The sequence below is a fragment of the Acidovorax sp. Root275 genome (assembly GCF_001428965.1).
In the GTDB taxonomy this organism is placed as follows: domain Bacteria; phylum Pseudomonadota; class Gammaproteobacteria; order Burkholderiales; family Burkholderiaceae_C; genus Acidovorax; species Acidovorax radicis.
This window is the reverse complement of sequence record NZ_LMJH01000005.1, coordinates 12,713-33,143: the sequence shown is the minus strand read 5'-3', so window position 1 is coordinate 33,143 and position 20,431 is coordinate 12,713. Positions and strand designations below refer to the sequence as shown.

Sequence of the window (20,431 nt, the reverse complement as noted above, 5' to 3'; positions counted from 1 at the left end):
CCATGCAAGAGCCCCCTCGCCCCGCCAATGAGGACGACCGCCTGCAGGCCCTGCGCCAGCTGCTGATACTGGACACCCCTCCCGAGGAGCGTTTTGACCGGCTCACGGCATTTGCCGCGCAGGAGTTCGACATGCCCATCGTGCTGCTGTCGCTCATCGACGCAGAACGGCAGTGGTTCAAGGCCCGCGTCGGGCTGGATGTGTGCGAGACCACACGTGGCATCTCGTTCTGTGGCCATGCCATCCTGCAGGACGACACGCTGGTGGTGCCCGATGTGGCGCTGGACGACCGCTTTGCCGACAACCCGCTGGTCACCGGCGATCCCCACATCCAGTTCTACGCCGGCGCACCACTGAAGATGCCGGGCGGAGAGAACATCGGCACGCTGTGCCTCATCGACCGCACACCGCGCCAGCTGGACGCGATCGACCTGGCCATCCTCGCGTCCCTGCGCGACCTGGCGGTGGAGGAGCTGGTGCGCCGCGCCCACGGGGAGCCCGCACGATGAGCAGCGCATCCCCATTGGACATTCTTCTCGTGGAGCCCAGCTCGCTCACCGGCAGCATCATCGTGGCCACGGCGCGCCAGTTGAACCTGCCTGCAGTGCGCCAGGTGGGCACGGTGCGCAACGCGCAGCAGCAACTCGCGGCCAAGGACTTCTCGGGCGTCATCGTCTCGCTGGACGAAGCTCCCGAAGCCGTGGCACTGCTCGAACAGGTGCGCAGCGCCCAGTTCGCAGTGGACGCCCAAGTGCCCGTGGCGGTGACCACGACCCAGGTCGATGCATCGACCGCCGTGCAGATGAAGGCGTTGCAGGTGCGGCGCGTGTTGCTCAAACCCTTCAAGGTGCGGGAGGTGATCTCGACCATCGAGATGCTCAAGGGCCCGGCCCAGACGTAGAAATTCAGGCCTTTTTGGCCGCTAGCGCTTGATGGACAAGCGCTACCTGCTATTCAAAAAATAGCAATGGAACTACTGAGCTGCGTGGCGCGGGCAGCACCGGCGGCGGCATCAGGCGTCTTGCACCAGCCACCCTGCGCAAAGTGCGCTCAGTACATCTCAGGCACATACATCGGCGCGGGCACGGGTTGGCGCAAATACTCAGGGTTGCGCACCCGGTCCGGCAGCACCACCGCCGGGTGGGGCACATCCTGGTAGGGCAGTTGCGACAGCAGGTGGGCGATGCAATTGAGGCGCGCCTTTTTCTTGTCCACCGCCTGCACCACCCACCAGGGCGCCTCGGGGATGTGGGTGCGCTCCAGCATGGTTTCCTTGGCCTTGGTATAGGCCTCCCAGCGCACGCGGCTTTCCAGGTCCATGGGGCTGAGCTTCCACTGCTTGAGCGGGTCGTGGATGCGGCCCAGAAAGCGCAGGTGCTGCTCTTCATCGGTGATGGAGAACCAGTATTTGACGAGTGTGATGCCCGAGCGCACGAGCATCTTTTCAAACTCGGGCACGGTGCGGAAGAACTCTTCGTATTCGTCGTCGGTGCAAAAGCCCATCACGCGCTCCACACCCGCGCGGTTGTACCAGCTGCGGTCAAACAGCACCATCTCGCCAGCGGCGGGCAGGTGCGCCACGTAGCGCTGGAAGTACCACTGCGTGCGCTCGCGGTCATTGGGTGCTGGCAGCGCAGCCACGCGGGCCACGCGGGGGTTCAGGCGCTGGGTGATGCGCTTGATCACGCCACCCTTGCCGGCGGCGTCGCGCCCCTCGAACAGGATCACCACCTTCTGGCGGCTGTGCTGCACCCAGTCCTGCAGCTTGACGAGTTCGCCCTGCAGGCGAAACAGCTCCTTGAAGTACTGCTGGCGGGCGAGCTTGTCCGTGGACTGCAACGCTCCGAGGTCATCGACATCGCGGTCCTCGATCTCCAGCTCCAGCTCTTCGTCATAGCTGTCGATCAGGTCGTTGGCGATGCGTTGCATCAAGTCCTGGGTATCAAGGGTGTTCTGGTGAAACATGGGCAACAGATCCGAGCGGGCAAAGAGACAGACAGATGCGCCATCGTGGGGCCGGCCGGTGACAGTGTTGTGACACCGGCGTGATCTGTCACGGGGTTGTCACGCCCGCGCCGCACCATGCAGCCGTGCCCGCTGTTGTTTGTCCACTCCCGTCCGCCCCTTCCCCGCCGTGAACACCCACCTGAACTACGGCGGTGATGCCGCCGGGCTGATCTGCGGCTACCTGCTGGGCGCAGGCACTGCGCCCCACGAAGTCGATACCGTGCAGGCCGCACAGTGGTTGGCGGGCCTACACCCCCATGGCACGGCCAGCAGCCACCGTACGCTGCCACCACAAGGCACCTTCCTGTGGCTGCACTTCAACCTGAGCCACGCCCAGGCCGTGCGCTGGATGGAGCGGCATGCAGACCTGCCCGAAGCCTTTTTTGATGCGCTCAAGGACCGATCGGTGTCCACCCGCATCGAGCGTGACGACGACACGCTGATCGCCGTGCTCAACGACGCACACTTTGACTTTGCGTTCGAGCCTTCGGACATCGCCACCCTGTGGACCAGCGTGGCGCCGCACCTGATGGTGACGGGGCGCACCCGCCCGCTGCGCTCGGTGGACGCACTGCGCACGGCGGTGCGCAGCGGCAACGCGCCCTGCTCCAGCGTGGCCCTGCTGGCCGAGCTGATGCGCACGCAGGCCTCGGGCTTGGTGGACATCGTACGCGGCGTGACCCAGCGCATCGACGATGTGGAGGACGCGCTGCTGGCTGGCCGGCTGGACCACAAACGCGCGCGGCTCGGCGTGCTGCGGCGCCTGCTGGTGCGCCTGCAGCGGCTGCTGGCGCCCGAGCCAGCGGCGCTGTTCCGCCTGCTGCAGCACCCGCCTGCTTGGATGGGCGCAGACGATGCGCAAGAGCTGCGCGATTCGACCGAAGAGTTCTCGGTGGTACTGCGCGATATGCAGGGCCTGCAGGAGCGCATCAAGCTGCTGCAGGAAGAAATCGCCGCCAGCGTGCAGGAGGCCAACAGCCGCAGCCTGTTTGTGCTGACGGTGGTGACCGTGCTGGCCCTCCCCATCAACATCCTGGCGGGCCTGTTCGGCATGAACGTGGGCGGCGTGCCGCTGGCCGACAACGGGCACGGCTTCTGGATCATCGTGGCCGTGGTGGCGGCCTTCACGGCCGTGGCGGGCTGGCTGGCGCTGCGGGGCACGGGGGACTCATAGGAGCCTGGCTCCGGGCGCTGACGGAGCCCTCTACAATCGCGCCCCTTGCCCGCTCCCGATTGCCTCCTCTGCCATGAACATCGTCGTCAACGAAGAACTCAAAGCCTACATCGAACCCCTGACCCCCGACGAGCATGAGGCGCTGGAGCGCAGCATCCTGGCCGAAGGCTGCCGCGACGCGCTGGTGCTGTGGGGCGACGTGCTGGTGGATGGGCACAACCGCTATGGCATCTGCCAAAAGCACAGCCTGCCCTTCCAGACCGTACAAAACCCGCGCTTTCAGTCCATGGAAGACGTGCACCTGTGGATGATCGACCAGCATCTGGGGCGCCGCAGTGTGTCGGACTTCCAGCGCGGCGTACTGGCCCTGCGCAAGCGCGAGATCATGGCCGACCGCAAGGCCCGCGCAGCGACGTCCCCAGAGGCCGAAGCAGCCACCGCAGCCCCTGACGCTCCCGAGGCAACCGCCGCCCTGCCCGCACCCGATCCACTGAACAGCCGCGAGGCCATTGCCAAGGCCGCACGCCTGAGCAGCAGCCAGGTGGTGATGATCGAAAAAATCCAGAAGCAGGCCGCCCCCGAACTGGTGGCGGCCGTGAAGTCCGGCACCATCTCCATCAACGCCGCCGCCGCGGTGGCCACGCTGCCCGCCGAAGAGCAGGTGGCGGCCGTCGTTGCGGGCAAGGACGAACTCAAGCAGGCTGCCAAGCGCGTGCGCGAACTCAACAAGCGCAAGCCGCGCGACGAAGCACCTTCCGAAGAAAGCCCCGCAGCAGAGGCGGGCACCAGCGCCGAGGGAACTACCGACGAGTTGCAGGCCCTGCGCCACCGCGTGGCAGAACTCACCGCCGAAAACACCGAACTGCGCCGGCAACTGGCGCAGCTACAAGCCGACCAGCCGGCGAGCAGTGCGCCGTTCTAGCTGCGCAGTGCGTTGAGGCGGTCGGCAATCAGATCGATGTCCAGCCCGTCTTCCGCATGGGCCAGATAGACTTCTAGGTCGGCCATCGCTTCGAGGGTGTTGCCGCGCTCGGCATGGGCCAGTCCCCGGTCACGCCGCTCGCCCCAGGCGTCAGGCAGCAGCACGATGAGCCGGTCGAGCACGGTGATCAGGCGCTGCCAGTCCTGCTGCGTGCGATGCACCTCTTTCAGGTTGCGCAGCATGCGCGCGATGATGTCGCGCGGCGTGGCGGCCTGCAGGTACAGGCCCAGCGGCACATCGTAGTCGTCCACCAGGCCGTTGCGGCGCTTGTAGGGTTCCAGCCGCTCGGCCAGCTCTTCACGGCTGAGGGATTGGCCTGAGATCGGGTCCAGCACCACCTGTCCTTTGGGCAGCAGCACCTTGACCATGAAGTGCCCAGGGAATGCAATGCCCCGCGCATGCAGGCCCAGTCCCTGGGCCAGCTCCATCCACAACACGGCCAGCGAAATCGGAATGCCCCGGCGCGTGCGCAGCACAGCGTTGAGGTAGCTGTTTTCGGGGTCGTAGTAATTGTTGATGTTGCCGCCAAAGCCCAGGTCGGCGAAGAAGAACTGGTTGAGCGTGCGCAAGCGCTGCAGCGCCGGGGCATCGGCAGGCAGGCGGCGCTTGATGCGCGCGAGCAGCTGGTCCATATCACCCAGCAATTGCTGCATGTCGAGCTCGGGGTATTCGTCTTGCGCCAGGCTGGCTGCAGCCTCCAGCAGCGGGAAGTGGTCATCGCTTTGCACCAGCGATGCAAAGTACTCCAGCGAGGTGGGTACGGAATAGCTCAGGGACATGGTGGAGTTGTAAGTGCCCCGCCGGATGGCGTCAAGCGACAGAAAGCCCCTCTTGACAGGGCACTTTCGGCCTTCGCTGGAATCAGCGCCGCAACAGCTGGCGCAGCTTGAGCCCGGCTGCCCACAGCGCGCCAAAGTACACCACGGCAGCAGCAGCCATGAGCGCCGCCAGCAACCCTATTCGCCGAAGGGTTTGCCCCTTCATTTCCACCCAATCGAAGTGCTGCGCACCCCATACCAGCAGCACCGCCAGCAAGGCGCTCGCAGCGATCACCTGCAGGGCGAACTTGCCCCAGCCTGGCAGAGGCCGGTAGCTGCCGCGCCGCAGCAGACCGATCAACAGCCAACCGGCATTGATAAGTGCGCCAATGCCGATGGTCAATGTCAGGGCGGCATGCTGCAGATAACGCACCAGCACCAGGTTCATCAACTGGGTCAACACCAGCACCGCCACCGCAATGAGCATGGGGGTGCGCATGTCATGTTTGGCATAGAAACCGGGCGCCAGCACCTTGATGGCCACAATGCCCACCAGGCCCACGCCATAACCCGTCAGGGCCAGGGTGGTCTTCCGCACGTCTTCGTCACCAAACGCGCCATAGTGGTACAGCACCGCCACCAGCGGCTCTGAAAAGACCAGCAAGGCCACCATGCAGGGCACTGACAACAGCACCACCAGGCGCAGCCCCCAGTCAAGCATGGCCGAGTACCTTTCGTCGTCCTGCCTGGCGCGGGCGCTGGCCAGCTGCGGCATCAGCACCACCCCCAGTGCGACGCCCAGCAGCGCGGTCGGCAGCTCCATCAGACGGTCTGCGTAGGTGATCCAACTCACGCTGCCGGTGGCGAGGTGCGAGGCAATCTGGGTATTGATCAGCAGCGATATCTGCGCCACGCTCACCCCCAGCAGCGCGGGCAGCATCAGGCGCGCCACCTTGCGCGTGGTGGGGTCCGACCAGGCGGCACGAATGGCCGCCCAGCGCACCCCAATGCGCGGCAGCAGCCCCAGGCGCACCAGCGCAGGCACCTGGATGGCCAGTTGCAGCAAGCCACCCAGCATCACCCCCGCCGCCTGGGCGTAGATGGGCTCGATGCCATGGCGGGAAAACCAGGGTGCGCCCACCGTGATGGACAGGATCAGCGCGATGTTGAGCAGCACGGGCGACGCCGCCGGCACGGCAAACTTCTTCCAGGTATTGAGAATGCCCCCCGCCAGCGCCACCAGCGACATGAAGCCGATGTAGGGGAACATCCAGCGCGTCATGGTCACGGCAGCGTCAAAGCCCTGGGGCGACTGCTTGAGCCCGCTGGCCATGCCCCACACCATCCAGGGAGCGCCCAGCACACCGGCAATACACAGCAGCACCAGCGTCCACGCGAGCAAGGTGCCTACATGGTTGATCAGTGCACGGGCCCCCTCGTCGCCCTCCTGGGCGCGGGTGGCAGACAGCACCGGGACAAAGGCCTGGCTGAAGGCGCCTTCGCCCAGGACTCGGCGGAACAGATTGGGGATGCGGAACGCTACGTTGAACGCATCCGTCATCGCACTGACCCCGAAAACCGAGGCCATAAGCAGCTCTCGCACCAGCCCGGTGATGCGGGAGACAAAGGTCAGAAGGGAAACGGTAGAGGCGGCTTTGAACAGTGACACCGCAGGGAGTGTATTCCCCCTGAGTCGCTTCGCGTCTTCCCCCGGAGGAGGACGCGCCCAGCGGCCAGGCAGGGCCAGTCCGACGGGTGCGCTCGCGATGGCGCTGCGCCGGTTGTGAACACCGCGGCGATGAACAAACTGCCTTGGGCTATAATCGCGGGCTTTGCTGGCATCATCCACAGACCCAAGGAACTAAATCATGGCATCCGCTAAACCAAAGAAGAAGAACCCGCGCCTGGCGTCGGGCCGCAAGCGCGTCCGTCAGGACATCAAGCTCAACGCTGCGAACACCTCGCTGCGCTCCAAATACCGTACCGCTGTCAAGAACGTCGAAAAGGCTGTTCTGTCCGGCGACAAGACCAAGGCGACCGAACTGTTCGCCAAGATGCAAGCCGTGGTGGACACCGTGGCTGACAAGGGCATCTTCCACAAGAACAAGGCTGCTCGCGACAAGAGCCGCCTGTCTGCCAAGGTGAAAGCCCTGGCACTGGCAGCCGCCTAACCAACCCACCGCCTGCCCCGGCAGGCAAACAGCCCGAACGGTATGTGCCGTTCGCCGTTTGTAACGGGTGCGCTGCCAGCAAAAAACGAATTAAACCGCCTTCGGGCGGTTTTTTCGTTTCTGGACGGGAAAGAAGCGCCAAGCCAGCAGGGGGTGGGCATATGAGGGCACGGCTTCAGGCCACCCAATATTGAAATCCGAGAAAGGATAGAGAGCGCGCGGGCCGAAAAAGACGCCCTTCAGCCACAAGCTGCCAGGTCACAGGCCAGATCAGGGCTTGACGGACGGGAGATCGGGCAGAAGGCAAGCTTCGGCCACCTGCAGGTTGTTGTCGCGCGCGAAGTTGATGACGAAGTCCCAGGCCATGGGCTCGTGGCCCTGCAGGTCGCGGTGCACCACCACACATTTCACGCCATTGAGCGTGGTGGGAATGCACCAGGGCGAATAGCTCAGATGGCTGCCAGGGCGCGCGCCACCCGGGCGGAAACTGCTCATCACCCCGGCCAGACGCTCGGCCCAGTCGCTGGGCCGAAAGGTTTTCCCGTCGTGGGTGATGCCCTGAATGAAGACTTCTTTGGAGGAGGGGGAAACCATCGGGGAGTGGAGTGGTAATGAGCGCGCCAGACACAGGATCACTGCATGCTGCACCGCAGCGCGACATTCTAACTCTTATATAAGAGCTAGCTCCCTAATCCCCGTGCCAGGCCATAGATAGGCACCGAAATTCAGGGTTTGGCCCGCATTGCAGTAATGCGCAATCGTCAACAGCCGTTCACCGTGCTCCCCCTAGAATCGTGCTTCGTTTTTCCGGGTTTATGGCCACCAGCCAACCCATCACCGCACCGTCTGGAGATTTCTGCATGACCGCTACCACCCCGGCAGCTTCGCCCCACGTGATGAACACCTATGGCCGCGTACCCATTGCGCTGGCCCGTGGGCAAGGCTGCCGAGTCTGGGACGTGAACGGCAAGGAATACCTCGATGGCCTGGGTGGCATCGCCGTGAACACGCTGGGGCACAACCACCCGAAGCTGGTGCCCGCACTGCAAGACCAGATCACCAAGCTGATCCACACCTCCAACTACTACCACGTGCCGCTGCAGGAACAACTGGCGGCCAAGCTGGTGGAGCTGTCGGGCATGAGCAACGTGTTTTTCTGCAACTCGGGCCTGGAGGCCAACGAGGCCGCCCTGAAGATCGCACGCAAGTTCGGTGTGGACAAGGGCATCGCCAAGCCCGAGATCGTGGTGTATGAGAAGGCCTTCCACGGCCGGTCGATTGCCACCATGTCAGCCACCGGCAACCCCAAGATCTACAGCGGCTTCGGCCCACTGGTCGAAGGCTTTGTGCGCGTGCCGCTCAACGATATCGAGGCGATCAAGAAGGCCACCGAAGGCAACCCCAATGTGGTGGCCGTGTTCTTCGAAACGATCCAGGGCGAAGGCGGCATCAACCCCATGCGGGTCGAATACCTGCAGCAGCTGCGCAAGCTGTGCGACGAGCGCGGCTGGCTCATGATGATCGACGAAGTGCAGTGTGGCGTGGGCCGCACCGGCAAGTGGTTTGCCCACCAGTGGGCAGGCATCGTTCCCGACGTGATGCCACTGGCCAAGGGCCTGGGCTCGGGCGTGCCGATTGGCGCCGTGGTGGCCGGCCCCAAGGCCGCCAATGTGCTGCAGCCCGGCAACCACGGCACCACCTTTGGCGGCAACCCGCTGGCCATGCGTGCAGGGGTCGAGACGATCCGCATCATGGAAGAAGAAGGCCTGCTGCAAAATGCGGCCAAGGTGGGCGACCACCTGCGGGCCGCGCTGCAGCGCGAACTGGGCAGCCTTCCCGGCCTGAAGGAGATCCGGGGCCAGGGCCTGATGCTCGGCATTGAGCTGAACAAGCCCTGCGGCGCACTGATTGGCCGTGCTGCCGAAGTGGGCCTGCTATTGTCCGTGACAGCCGACAGCGTGATCCGCCTGGTGCCCCCGCTGATCCTGACCACTGCCGAAGCCGACGAGATCGTCGCCAAACTGACCCCGCTGGTCAAAGCCATACTGGCTGAATGAAGAGCAAAGCAACACCGCCATGACGACGCTGAAACATTACCTGCAGTTCAACGACCTCACCGCCGACGAATACACCTACCTGTTCGAGCGCGCCGCGCTCATCAAGAAGAAGTTCAAGGCCTACGAAAAGCACCACCCCCTGGTGGACCGCACGCTGGCCATGATCTTCGAGAAAGCCAGCACCCGCACGCGCGTGAGCTTCGAAGCCGGCATGTACCAGTTGGGCGGCTCGGTCGTGCACCTGACCACGGGCGACAGCCAGCTGGGCCGCGCCGAACCGATTGAAGACAGCGCCAAGGTCATCAGCCGCATGGTGGATCTGGTGATGATCCGCACCTATGAGCAGACCAAGATCGTGCGCTTTGCCGAACACTCGCGCGTGCCCGTCATCAACGGACTGACCAACGAGTTCCATCCCTGCCAGATCCTGGCAGACATCTTCACCTTCATCGAGCACCGGGGCTCCATCCAGGGCAAGACGGTGGCATGGGTGGGCGACGGCAACAACATGGCCAACACCTGGTTGCAGGCGGCTGCGCTGCTGGGCTTCAAGGTGCATGTGAGCACGCCCCGTGGCTACGAAATTGATGAGAAATTGGCCGTTGGCGCAGGCGGGATAAGCGCAAGCAGCTATCAATTTTTTAGCAACCCGCTCGAAGCCTGCCAAGGCGCCGACCTCGTCACCACCGACGTGTGGACCAGCATGGGCTACGAGGCCGAGAACGAAGAGCGCAAGAAGGCGTTTGCCGACTGGTGTGTGGACGCCGAAATGATGGCCGCCGCCCAACCCGACGCATTGTTCATGCACTGCCTGCCTGCACACCGTGGCGAGGAAGTCGAGGCCGATGTGATCGACGGACCGCAGTCCGTGGTGTGGGATGAGGCTGAAAACAGGATGCACGTGCAGAAGGCACTCATGGAGTATCTTCTGCTCGGCCGCGTTGCATGAAATGCAATGCGGGGGCGCGACAGCGCCAGCAGACTGTTTCGGCGCAGGCTCATGTCCGCAGCGCGGACGTGAAGCAGTCGCAGACTGCGTGCCGCAGCCAAAACCGCATGCACGTGCAGAAGGCACTCATGGAGTACCTTCCGCTCGGCCGCGTTGCGTAGCGCCTCGCCCCCAATGCCCTGGCGCCGCCAGCCTACCCACGCCACCGAACTGCTTGCGCATTGGCAGGCCCTGGGCCAGGCGCTGGGCCGGGGTTCTCCGGCGTGGCGCACCGAAGGCCGCCGCCTCATCCTGAGCTGGGCCCACTGGCCCCGCGCGTACCACGACACCACGCACCTGTGGGCCTGCCTGCGGCATTGGCAGGCCGTGCAGGACCAGCAGCCCGGCACACTGCAAGACCCCCATGCCGTCGCTCTGGCCCTGTGGTACCACGACGCCATTTACTGGCCGTGGGCCAAACACAACGAACAACGCAGCGCCGACTGGGCACATCGATTCGTTCTGAACCAAAAGCTACCAGCTACGCTGGCAGAGACTGTGCACCAGCACATTCTGGATACCTGCCACACCCCCGGCCCTCTCGCGGGCGATGCGCAGTGGGTGGTGGATATCGACCTGGCCATCCTCGGACAAAGCGATGCGGTGTACCGCCAGTTCGAGCGCCATGTGCGGCGCGAATACTTCTTTGTGCGCTGGCCACGCTATGTAGCGGGGCGCAGCGCGGTGCTGCAGGGGTTTCTCGACCGGCCGCGCATTTACGGCACCAAATGGTTCCAAACACGCTATGAGGTGCAGGCCCGCAGCAACCTGGCCCATGCGCTGCACGCCTTGAAGGACGGCCGTCTGTACGCCTGAGGGGTGCAGCGGCGGCACAGACCTCGCACCCGCCACCCCCACATTCACGCTCCACGTTAGTCGCAGGGCTGAAAGCGTTTGCACTCCGGGGTCAATTGGATTGAGGTCAGGGTGTTCTCGCCGTCCATGTGGCGCGCCGTGAACTTGACCCATGAGCCCTCCGGGATACCCGTCAGCAGCGCCCGATCGCTCACCTTGAACCTCTGCGTCGTGAAAGGGAGCTTCGAGCTTGGCAGCAGCTTCAGGCGCACATACAGCCGATTCCCATCCTCTTTCTGAACCGAAACCAGGCGTGCCCGGGTGAACACCGGTTCAGCGGGAGCGCTTGCTCCGGATGCTGTTGCAGGTGCCATCGGGGTTGCGCCCGCCGGCAAAGCCAAAGAGGCCAGCGAGGACCATGCGATGAAGACCACGCACCGAGCCCGTGAGCCCCAGCCCAGGCGTCCTGCCGCCTTCAAAACTGCGTCCCCACCGTGAGGTACGCGCGCGGCGTCCACTGCATGCTGCTGGTGCTCACGACCGGTACCACGCCCGACGCGTCGACGCGATCCCGGCGGAAATGGGCATCACCCACGTTGTAGACCCCCAACCGCCAGTAACCCAGCCCGCGTACCAGCTGACCCACATACAGATCCAGCATGGCGCTTGCGCGATTCTTCCCGGTCAGCGTCCCATTGATGTCCTGGTCGGCCGGCCCAGTCATCGACAGCGTGGCGCCGCCATACCAGCCGCCATTGCGCGGCATGGGTTTTGCCGCTGTCAGCGTGGCCACATAGCGTGCCTGCCCCGGAATGCGCCGTCCTTCGTTGGGCCCGCTGGTCATGCGTGACTGCAGCGCACTGGCATTGGCCGACAGCGTCCATTCGCTCCCCAGGCCCACCCAGCCCAACCCCGTGCGGGCATCGGCCTCCAGGCCCCACACGATGGCGTCTCCCACATTCCCACGTTGCTCCACCCAGCGTGCACCGATCAACTGCATTGTGGGCGCAAGAACGTCGCTCATCCGGCGCACGAACAGGTTCACGCCCGCGTGGCCAGTGGCAAGACGCCGCTCAAAACCGGTGTCCAGTGTCCAGGCCACCTGGGGACGCAAGTTCGGATTGCCAATGGTGTCAGGATTGTTCAGGCTGTTGCTGCCCTGGCTGGGGATGGCGCGGTCCACCAGATCCCACACGCGCGGCAACTGGGTGACGCGCGCGAGATTCACGCGCCACTGCAGGTCCTCGGACAAGGGCGTGCGTGTATGCAGCGATGGCTGCAGGATGTTCCATTGCTTGCTGCCCGTCACGGCAGAGCTTCCGCCGCTCAGCTCCACGCGCTCGCCGCGCAGGCCCAGCGTGAGCGTGGTGGTCGCGGGCAGCTCCCATTCGTTCTGCCCCCAGGCCACCCACCGGCGGATGCCGGCATCCAGACCCGAGTTCACCGGCAGGTCGCCACTCGCCGTCGTGTTGACAAAAAGTTTGCGGTCTTCCAGCTGCGCCCCGGCGCTCCACAGCAGTGCGGCGGCCGTACCCGTGAGCTTGGTGCTGAGGTTCCAGACGTCTTCACGCCGGTCGTCCACAAAGCTATAGCTGTCCGTGACTGCAGCACCGCCAACGCCGATGTTGCGCAGCAAGTCGCCCCTGCGGTCCACGGTGTCGCTGGCACGGCTCGCTGACAACGTCGTTTCGAGCTTGCTGGCCGCAAAGCGGTGCGTCCAGTCGGCTGCGGCCTGCAGATAGCGCCGGTCGTAGTTGTGCGCTTCATGCGAACGCGCCGCATACGTACCATCGCCGCTGCCCACGCTGTCCGCGGTACCGCCAAAATCGGCCTTGCTGAGCGTGGCACGCAGCGTCAGCTGATCCGCAGCACCGATCTTTCCGCTGACACGCGGCACCAGCGCGTAGTCGGTGCGCTTGTAGCGGGCACTGGTATCGGACTGTGCGACCTCCGCACCGCCGACCTGCGTGCTGCGGTGGGTGTCCGAGCCCAGCAACAAACCCGTCGCAGAGGCCGCGACGAAATAGGACCACGGCTCCCTGTTCTCCGCCTCGAGCACCTCCTCGGCGCCATCGGAGCCTTGGGCGCCCTTGGCAGGCTTCACAGCGCCGCCCAAAGGCCCCGTGCGCGAAAAGAACGCCTGGCCCGCATTGCGCCCCCACACGTGGTTATCGGTGAGGCGCAGCACCGTCTCGCGCTTCACCGTGGCCTGGCGCAGCACGATATTGAGCGTGCCCCCGGTGGCACCCGAAAACTCTGCGCTCGGCGCTCTCACCACCTCGATGCGTTCGATCAGTTCAGGCGGCAATTGGTCAATGGGCAACTGGGTACGCTTGCTGCCCACGCGCTGGCCGTCGATCAGCAACTGCGTGGCGCCGCGCTCCATGCCGCGCATGCGGATCTCGACACTGCCATCGGCAGATGGCACTACCTGCACGCCTGGCAACTGGCGCAGCACATCGGCCACCGAGAACGCACCCATTTGCTCGATGTCGGCGCGGTCCACCACGACCAGCGAACCGGCGGCAAAAAAACGCTGCTCCAGCGAGCGGCGCGCAGTCACCGTGACGCCATCGAGCTGCGGCGTTGATGCCCCGGCCCCCGCTCCCTCGGGCGACGCTTGGGCCCATGCGGCGCCACCTGCCAGGCACGCCGCCCAGACGACGACGCGGTGGGTGTGTGTTTTTCTCATAGACATCCTCTCTGCCAAGGATTGTCTGGGGACAAGGCTTAAGCGCAGCCTAAGACCAGCACGTTCGGCCCCATGGCGTCGCGGAGCTGCTGTATTCCTGCGACAGGCAAATTGCGGCGCCAGCGCACGTTGCGCCTATACCTCGGGTACCACTAGCGGTTTTCGGTAGATCGTGTGGCGCTTGACCGTGTGGAACCCACAGTCCTCATACACCCGGTTGGCGCCCGTCAGGTTTTCGCCGTCCACCACCAACGCAGACTCCGACATGCCCTCCTGCGCCAGCAGGCGCAGGCTGCGGGCAATCAGCGCTCTGGCAAGGCCACGGCCACGCCAGCGGCGACCCACGCTGATGAACTCGGTGTAGCCCCGTCGCCTGGACAGATGGCGGTTTTCGTCCTCGTTGATATACGTGCGGACCTGGCCTGCGACCTCTTCGCCGTTCCATGCCACCTGCCAGCGCGCGGGCTGGAAAATCAGGCTCTCCAGCCACGTGTCGTAGTCGCGTGGCAATGGCGGCACCATCCCCCAATGGTCCTCAAACGCGGTGTGGTGCGCATCCCAGATGGCGCGGTAGTGCTCGGGCAACACGGGCCGCAGTTCCAGCCCTTCGGGCATGGGAAATTCGGGCACAGCATGCAGCTGCGTCTGCAGCATTTCGAAGAAATACCGCATCGGCGCATAGCCGCGGGCCTGCAGCAGCCTGGCGCGCGCATCTTCGCCTTGCTGCACATAGGCATGGTGCACATGCGGGCCGCCCGGCTGCAGCGCTGCCACGGTGTGGTGCCGCTGCTCGATCCAGCCCTGCAGCAGACGGCCAATGCCGCGTCCGCGCCAACGCCCTGGCACAAAGCCGATTTGGGAGTGAAGCGTCAACCCGTCGGCCTGTGTGAATCGCCAGCAACGGCCATAGCCCACCAGTTCACCGTCCAGCTCGGCCATCACCGCATCCTGATACGGATCGCACTGGGTGAACGCGGCGTAGTCGCGCGCCAGGTTTTCGGGTGTACGCCGTGCGAGCACCCCGTCGGCATCAAAGCTGGCGTTGGCCACCTCGGCCATGCCCGGGAAGTCCGAGGGGCCGAGAAAGGGCCGCAGCACCAGCCGTGAAGGTGCCGATAGACCCATCATCGATTTGTCATCACCCACAAGGGCATCCTCCCCAGTTTCTTTCATTCATTCTTCTCTCTCAAACGTCGGCGAGCAAGCCGCGTTGCGCTGCGCGCGCTGCCATTGTGCAAACTGCTGCCTTAACGCCAGCCAAAGGCGGACCTTCTGGCCCCGCCCAGCAGGCACCGCACCCGCCACAATCTCGCCATGCACATCCTGCTCATCGAAGACGACCTGGACCTGGGCCGCGCGCTGCAGTCCGCGCTGAAGGTGGAGGGCCTGACCAGCGAATGGCTGCGCCGTGCGATGGATGCGTCCGCCACGGTGGATGCGACCACCGTGGACTGCGTGCTGCTCGACCTGACGCTGCCCGACGGCAGTGGTTTTGACCTGCTCGCGCGCTGGCGCAACCAGGGCGGGCACGGCGGGCAGGTGCCCATCATCGTGATCACTGCGCGCTCGGCCGTGGAAGACCGGCTGGCGGGGCTGGATGGCGGGGCGGATGACTTTGTGATCAAGCCCTTCGCCACGGCCGAGCTGATGTCGCGCATCCGCGCCGTGCTGCGCCGCAGCGCACGCCAGGCCAGCGAGCGCTGGGTGCTGGGCGAGCTGGTGATCGAGCCGCGCCGCCACGCTGCGCAGCGTGGCGGCGCGGCGCTCGACCTTTCGCCACGCGAATTTCAGCTGCTGCTGGAACTGGCACGCGAGCCTGGCGTGGTGGTGTCCAAAAGCCTGCTGTCGCAGCGGCTGGACCCACTGGGCGAGCCCGTGGACTTTGGCGCCATCGAAGTGCATGTGTCCAACCTGCGCCGCAAGATCGGGGCGGAGCTGATCCGCACCGTGCGTGGTGTGGGCTACCTGCTGCAGGCATGACCCGCACCATGACTGACCCACGCACGCCGCGCACCGCCTGGACAAGGCTGACCGAACCCACGCTGGTACGCCGCAGTGTGGTGTCGGTGGTGCTGGCCTTTGTGCTGGTGTGGGCAGTGCTGCTGGGCTACATCTTCATCACGTACAAACACACCATCACCAATGACCCCGGCCTGCAAAAGTATGGCGACGCCCTGCTGGTATCTCTGCAGGACTTGACCGACCCCGCACACGCCGCAGCGGCCATCGCCTCTACCGAAACCTGGACCTACATCCGCCGTCGCCAGAGCGGCATTTTTCCTGGCAAGACACTGCATGCACTCAGTGATGCAGCCGGCAACCCGGTGTTTGCATCGCCCGAGTTGAAGACCCTGAATCTGCCCCCCAGGCAGCCTCAGGCGGTGGGCGTGATCACCGAAGCCAGCGCACAGGGCTCCGTGTACCGCATCTACACCGGCCACAACGCCCGCTGGGCCTTGCAGGTGTTTGAGCCCAAACGCACGGACTCCGCCTTTCTGGCCTACAACGGGCGCTTCATCCTGCCCTACCTGTTGCTGGCCATGCCTTTTGTGCTGGTGCCCGTGTGGCTGTCGGTGCGCAACGGCCTCAAGCCCTTGCAACAGTTGGCCAGCCGCATTGCCCGCCGCAACACCGACGACCTGCAGCCCGTGGGCTTCAACGCGCGCCACCGGGAGCTCAAACCCCTGGAGCAGTCGCTGGATACCCTGCTGGCCCGCATGCGCCAGAAGGTCGAGCGCGAACGTGCCTTTGTGCAGGACGCCGCACACGAGATCCGCACACCGCTGGCCGTGATCACGGCCCAGGCCCATGTCATGGCGCGCTCGCAGATCGAAGAGGAACGTACACAGGCCCAGGCGCACATGGAGCAGGCCATCGCCCGCACCTCGCACCTGGCGCAGCAGCTGCTGGACCTGGCCGCGCTGGACGAAGCCCAGCGCCCAGCGCCGCGTGACCTTGATGTGGCCCAGTGGCTGCGCGCCGCCCTGGCGCAGGCGGTGCCCCAGGCCATGGCGCGGCAGATCGAGCTGTCGCTGGACGCACCCGACACCCTGCCCACACGGCTGGACCTGCCCGCGCTCGAATCCATCGTGCACAACCTCATCGACAACGCTGTGCGCTACACCACGGCCGGCGGCAATGTGGCCGTGGGCCTGCGGCAAGACGGTGCCCTGCTGCACCTGGTGGTGCAGGACGATGGGCCTGGCATCCCTTTCACCGAACGCAGCCGGGTGTTCGAACGCTTTTACCGGGGCCTTGGCCATGCGGCCAATGGGTCCGGCCTGGGCCTGGCCATCGTGCGGCAGGCGGCCCTGCGCATGGGGGGGAAGGTGCAGATAGGCGAAGGTTTGAACGGCCAGGGCGTGGGATTTTTCGTGAGCATTCCCCTCCCCCACAGCGCCTGATTCCGCCTGCACAGCACACCCCGTTTTCCCCTGTCGTTTCTTCTCGCTTGTAGGCCCGACTAAGTTCACCCTTGCCTGACCTGCTGCGCCCGCTTTCGTGTGGGCTTTGTGGTGGAAGAAATGGACGGTCTCATCTCCGGATCTGCGACCCCAGAGATCGTTTAAGCCTCAACAAAAACTGCTGAGCTGTTGGAAATAACCGACACCACGGTTTTTCCGGGACATGCAAACTTTGTCCCATGCCAGCAAGCCACCCTTCCAACGCCCGCCCTCTGTGGGACATCTCGCCGCCCGTGCACGCCGGCAGCCCCGTGTTTCCGGGTGACACGGCCTACAGCCAGGCGTGGTGCGCCACCATTGGCCCAGGTTGTCCGGTCAACGTCAGCGCCATCACGCTGTCGCCCCATGTGGGCGCCCATGCCGATGCACCGCTGCACTACGACGCACAGGGCGCCACCATTGGCGATGTATCGCTCGATGCCTTCCTCGGCCCGTGCCGCGTGATTCACGCCATCGGCTGCGGCGCGCTGATCACCTGGGATCACATTGCCCACGCTGTCGATGGCGCCCTGCCCGCCCGCGTGCTGGTCCGCACCTACGCCCAGGCCCCCGCGCAATGGGACGGCCAGCTCACCGCCTACGCCCCCGACACCATCGAGCGCCTGGCCGACCGGGGCGTGTTGCTGGTGGGCATCGACACCGCCAGCATCGACCCTGCCGACAGCAAGACGCTGGACAGCCACCAGGTCATCCGCCGCCGGGGCCTGCGGGTGCTGGAGAACCTGGTGCTCGACCACGTGCCCGAGGGCGACTACGAGCTGATCGCCCTGCCGCTCAAGCTGACCACGGCGGATGCGTCGCCCGTGCGCGCCGTGCTCAGAGCGTTGTGACGCATTGATTTCAAGCATTTTTTGCCTCTAGCGCTTACCAGACAAGCGCAAGCAGCTATCAAAACAGAAGTAACTGACCTGGACCGCCATGACCACAACCCTCCAAGACTGCCGCGCCCTCGATGCGCAAGACCCGCTCGCCCCGCTGCGCGGCCACTTCAGCCTGCCTGCAGGCGTGATCTACCTGGACGGCAATTCGCTGGGCGTGTTGCCCAAGGCTGCTGCGGCGCGCGTGGCCGATGTGGTGGCGCGCGAATGGGGCACCGACCTCATCAAATCCTGGAACACCGCAAGCTGGTTTGACCTGCCCCAGCGCCTGGGCAACCAGCTGGCCCCGCTGATTGGCGCGGGCCAGGACGAAGTGGTGTGCACCGATAGCACGTCCATCAACCTCTACAAGGTGCTGAGCGCCGCGCTGAACATCGCCCGCGAGGACAACCCCGCGCGCAAGCGCATCGTGAGCGAGCGCAGCAACTTCCCCACCGACCTCTACATCGCCGAAGGCCTGTGCAAGGAGCGTGGGCTGGAGCTGGTGCTGGTGGAACCCGAGGAGATCGCCGCCGCACTGACGAGCGACGTCGCCGTGTTGATGCTCACCCACGTGAACTACCGCACCGGCGCCATGCACGACATGGCGGCCATCACCGCTGCCGCGCACGCCCAGGGCATCCTGTGCGTGTGGGATTTGGCGCACAGCGCGGGCGCCGTGCCCGTGGACTTGAACGGCGCAGGCGCTGATTTTTCGATTGGCTGTGGCTACAAATACCTGAACGGCGGGCCAGGCGCTCCGGCCTTTGTGTGGGTGAATCCACGCCACGCCAATCGCTTCTGGCAACCGCTGTCGGGCTGGTGGGGCCACGCGGCTCCGTTTGCCTTCACCCCCGACTACACACCCGCACCAGGCATCACGCGCTACCTGTGCGGCACCCAGCCCATCATCAGCCTGTCGGCATTGCAGTGCGGGCTGGATGTGTTCACCGCCGCAGAAAACCTGGGCGGCATGGCCGCGCTGCGCACCAAGTCGCTGGCACTCACCGACCTGTTCATAAAGCTCGTGGAAGAGCGCTGCGCAGGCTACGGCCTGGGCCTGGCCACACCGCGTGACCATGCACAGCGTGGCTCGCAGGTGTGCCTGACGCGCGACGAAGGCGCGGGCGTCAATGGCCAGGGCAGCGGTGCCTACGCCATCGTGCAGGCGCTGATTGCGCGCGGTGTGATTGGTGACTTCCGCAAGGGTGACGGGGGCAAAGGCCCGCACAAGGACATCCTGCGCTTTGGCTTCACGCCGCTGTACATCGGTTTTGAAGACGTGTGGAATGCGGTGGAGCATCTGCGCCAGGTGCTGGAGGCGGCCGAGTGGCAACGCCCCGAGTTCAACCAGACGCACGCAGTGACCTAAGAAGGTGCGAACGAACCCGCCATGCCCGCTCATTCCGCAAAAACGCACACCATCGTCGTTGCAAATACTCGCCATAGCCTGAGCTATGGCTGCACTTTGCGCCTAGACGGAGCACGTTTGTGCGGCCTGCTCGGACACGCCGGGCCCCTTCACACCTTCTAAGCAACGGAGACCCAACGATGTGCCCTTTTTCTCAAACGACCGTCCCAACCGGCCAAACACCGACCTCCGCCCTGCCCGAATCCATCGTGCACGAGGAGCGCGCCCAGCTCGACTTCAGCAAGTCCATGAGCTACGGCGACTACCTGCAGCTCGATGCCATCCTCACCGCGCAAAAACCGCTGTCGCCCGCACACGACGAGATGCTGTTCATCGTGCAGCACCAGACCAGCGAGCTGTGGATGAAGCTCATGCTGCACGAGCTGCGCGCGGCCATTGCGCACATTGCCAACGACGAACTGCAGATGGCCTTCAAGATGCTGGCACGCGTCAGCAAGATCATGGAGCAGCTGGTGCACGCCTGGGATGTGCTGGCCACCATGACACCGCCCGAGTACACCGCCATGCGCCCGTACCTGGGCCAGTCCAGCGGGTTTCAAAGCTACCAGTACCGCAGCATCGAGTTTGCCCTGGGCAACAAGAACCGCGCCATGCTCAAGCCCCACGAGCACCGCGCCGACCTGCTGGCCCAGGTGCAGGCCGCGTACGAGGCCCCCTCGCTGTACGACGAGGCCCTGCGCCTGCTGGCCCGCCGCGGCATCCCCGTGCCCGCCAGCCACCTGGAGCGGGACTGGACGCAGCCCTATGCGGAAAGCGATGGCGTGGAGCAGGCCTGGCTGGTGGTGTACCGCAACCCCAAGGAGCACTGGGACCTGTACCAGCTGGGCGAGGAACTCACCGACCTGGAAGACGCGTTCCGCCTGTGGCGCTTTCGGCACGTGACGACGGTGGAGCGCGTGATCGGCTTCAAGCGCGGCACGGGCGGCACCGGGGGCGTGAGCTACCTGCGCAAGATGCTGGACGTGGTGCTGTTCCCCGAGATCTGGAAGCTGCGCACAGACCTCTAAGGGTTTGAACGCCTCTTGCACATGCCCGCACAACGGAGGCATTGGGC

Annotated in this window: 20 protein-coding genes; 13 read left to right on the top strand and 7 right to left on the bottom strand. The window is 65.0% G+C overall.

The features are described from left to right. Window positions 1–2: 2 nt before the first annotated feature. Window positions 3–509 (top strand): GAF domain-containing protein, encoded by a 507-nt coding sequence (locus tag ASE52_RS08315; protein ID WP_057225360.1) that lies wholly within the window; start codon window positions 3–5, stop codon window positions 507–509. After that, window positions 506–901, top strand: a complete 396-nt coding sequence (locus ASE52_RS08310; protein ID WP_057225358.1) for a histidine kinase — start codon at window positions 506–508, stop codon at window positions 899–901. The genes ASE52_RS08315 and ASE52_RS08310 overlap by 4 nt, the downstream gene beginning before the upstream one ends. Window positions 902–1,050: 149 nt before the next feature. Here ASE52_RS08310 and ppk2 read toward each other — a convergent pair whose 3' ends face one another. After that, window positions 1,051–1,965, bottom strand: a complete 915-nt coding sequence (gene ppk2 / locus ASE52_RS08305) for a polyphosphate kinase 2 (protein ID WP_057225356.1) — start codon at window positions 1,963–1,965, stop codon at window positions 1,051–1,053. Between the two features lie 169 nt (window positions 1,966–2,134). Here ppk2 and ASE52_RS08300 point away from each other — a divergent pair, with 169 nt between their 5' ends. Together ASE52_RS08300 and ASE52_RS08295 are read left to right on the top strand one after the other, a co-directional pair. Continuing rightward, the gene (locus ASE52_RS08300) at window positions 2,135–3,181 is read left to right on the top strand and encodes a transporter (RefSeq protein ID WP_057225354.1); all 1,047 of its coding nucleotides are present in this window, start codon (window positions 2,135–2,137) and stop codon (window positions 3,179–3,181) included. A 73-nt stretch (window positions 3,182–3,254) separates the two neighbouring features. Then, the gene (locus ASE52_RS08295) at window positions 3,255–4,103 is read left to right on the top strand and encodes a hypothetical protein (protein WP_057225352.1); all 849 of its coding nucleotides are present in this window, start codon (window positions 3,255–3,257) and stop codon (window positions 4,101–4,103) included. On the opposite strand, the gene ASE52_RS08290 is transcribed toward ASE52_RS08295, so the two are convergent. Then, complete coding sequence (locus ASE52_RS08290; protein ID WP_057225348.1) at window positions 4,100–4,942, bottom strand: transglutaminase-like domain-containing protein; 843 nt, start codon at window positions 4,940–4,942, stop codon at window positions 4,100–4,102. The two genes, ASE52_RS08295 and ASE52_RS08290, sit on opposite strands and share 4 nt — an antisense overlap. Window positions 4,943–5,024: 82 nt before the next feature. Next, window positions 5,025–6,590 (bottom strand): murein biosynthesis integral membrane protein MurJ, encoded by a 1,566-nt coding sequence (murJ, locus tag ASE52_RS08285; protein WP_057225346.1) that lies wholly within the window; start codon window positions 6,588–6,590, stop codon window positions 5,025–5,027. A gap of 199 nt (window positions 6,591–6,789) precedes the next feature. On the opposite strand from murJ, the gene rpsT reads away from it, so the two are divergent. Further along, entirely contained in the window at window positions 6,790–7,092 is a 303-nt protein-coding gene (rpsT, locus tag ASE52_RS08280) for a 30S ribosomal protein S20 (protein WP_010459202.1), read from the top strand. 270 nt (window positions 7,093–7,362) lie between these two features. On the opposite strand, the gene ASE52_RS08275 is transcribed toward rpsT, so the two are convergent. Further along, on the bottom strand, window positions 7,363–7,686 hold the full coding sequence (locus tag ASE52_RS08275) for a DUF3579 domain-containing protein (RefSeq protein ID WP_010459200.1): 324 nt from the start codon (window positions 7,684–7,686) through the stop codon (window positions 7,363–7,365). Window positions 7,687–7,952: 266 nt separating this feature from the next. On the opposite strand from ASE52_RS08275, the gene ASE52_RS08270 reads away from it, so the two are divergent. The 3 genes from ASE52_RS08270 (at window position 7,953) to ASE52_RS08260 (ending at window position 10,953) form a co-directional block, all read left to right on the top strand. Then, window positions 7,953–9,149 (top strand): aspartate aminotransferase family protein, encoded by a 1,197-nt coding sequence (locus ASE52_RS08270; RefSeq protein ID WP_057225565.1) that lies wholly within the window; start codon window positions 7,953–7,955, stop codon window positions 9,147–9,149. Between the two features lie 19 nt (window positions 9,150–9,168). Continuing rightward, window positions 9,169–10,098: an ornithine carbamoyltransferase gene (gene argF / locus ASE52_RS08265; protein ID WP_010459197.1), complete on the top strand. Its 930-nt coding sequence runs from the start codon at window positions 9,169–9,171 to the stop codon at window positions 10,096–10,098. Window positions 10,099–10,272: 174 nt separating this feature from the next. Next, window positions 10,273–10,953, top strand: coding sequence for a hypothetical protein (locus tag ASE52_RS08260; protein WP_057225344.1), 681 nt, complete (start codon window positions 10,273–10,275; stop codon window positions 10,951–10,953). A gap of 56 nt (window positions 10,954–11,009) precedes the next feature. On the opposite strand, the gene ASE52_RS08255 is transcribed toward ASE52_RS08260, so the two are convergent. The 3 genes from ASE52_RS08255 to ASE52_RS08245 all read right to left on the bottom strand — a co-directional run bounded on the left by ASE52_RS08255 (window position 11,010) and on the right by ASE52_RS08245 (window position 14,797). After that, on the bottom strand, window positions 11,010–11,366 hold the full coding sequence (locus ASE52_RS08255) for a copper-binding protein (RefSeq protein ID WP_241776959.1): 357 nt from the start codon (window positions 11,364–11,366) through the stop codon (window positions 11,010–11,012). Between the two features lie 41 nt (window positions 11,367–11,407). After that, window positions 11,408–13,624, bottom strand: coding sequence for a TonB-dependent receptor (locus tag ASE52_RS08250; protein ID WP_057225342.1), 2,217 nt, complete (start codon window positions 13,622–13,624; stop codon window positions 11,408–11,410). A gap of 135 nt (window positions 13,625–13,759) precedes the next feature. Further along, window positions 13,760–14,797: a GNAT family N-acetyltransferase gene (locus ASE52_RS08245; RefSeq protein ID WP_057225340.1), complete on the bottom strand. Its 1,038-nt coding sequence runs from the start codon at window positions 14,795–14,797 to the stop codon at window positions 13,760–13,762. Between the two features lie 141 nt (window positions 14,798–14,938). Here ASE52_RS08245 and ASE52_RS08240 point away from each other — a divergent pair, with 141 nt between their 5' ends. From ASE52_RS08240 to kynA, 5 genes are all read left to right on the top strand, one after another. Then, window positions 14,939–15,604, top strand: a complete 666-nt coding sequence (locus tag ASE52_RS08240) for a response regulator transcription factor (RefSeq protein ID WP_057225339.1) — start codon at window positions 14,939–14,941, stop codon at window positions 15,602–15,604. An 8-nt stretch (window positions 15,605–15,612) separates the two neighbouring features. Beyond that, window positions 15,613–17,028: an ATP-binding protein gene (locus ASE52_RS08235; protein ID WP_241776958.1), complete on the top strand. Its 1,416-nt coding sequence runs from the start codon at window positions 15,613–15,615 to the stop codon at window positions 17,026–17,028. A gap of 239 nt (window positions 17,029–17,267) precedes the next feature. Beyond that, entirely contained in the window at window positions 17,268–17,918 is a 651-nt protein-coding gene (gene kynB / locus ASE52_RS08230) for an arylformamidase (protein WP_057225336.1), read from the top strand. Window positions 17,919–18,006: 88 nt separating this feature from the next. Beyond that, window positions 18,007–19,317: a kynureninase gene (gene kynU, locus ASE52_RS08225; protein ID WP_057225334.1), complete on the top strand. Its 1,311-nt coding sequence runs from the start codon at window positions 18,007–18,009 to the stop codon at window positions 19,315–19,317. 179 nt (window positions 19,318–19,496) lie between these two features. Beyond that, complete coding sequence (kynA, locus tag ASE52_RS08220) at window positions 19,497–20,384, top strand: tryptophan 2,3-dioxygenase (RefSeq protein ID WP_057225333.1); 888 nt, start codon at window positions 19,497–19,499, stop codon at window positions 20,382–20,384. The last annotated feature ends 47 nt before the right edge of the window (window positions 20,385–20,431 follow it).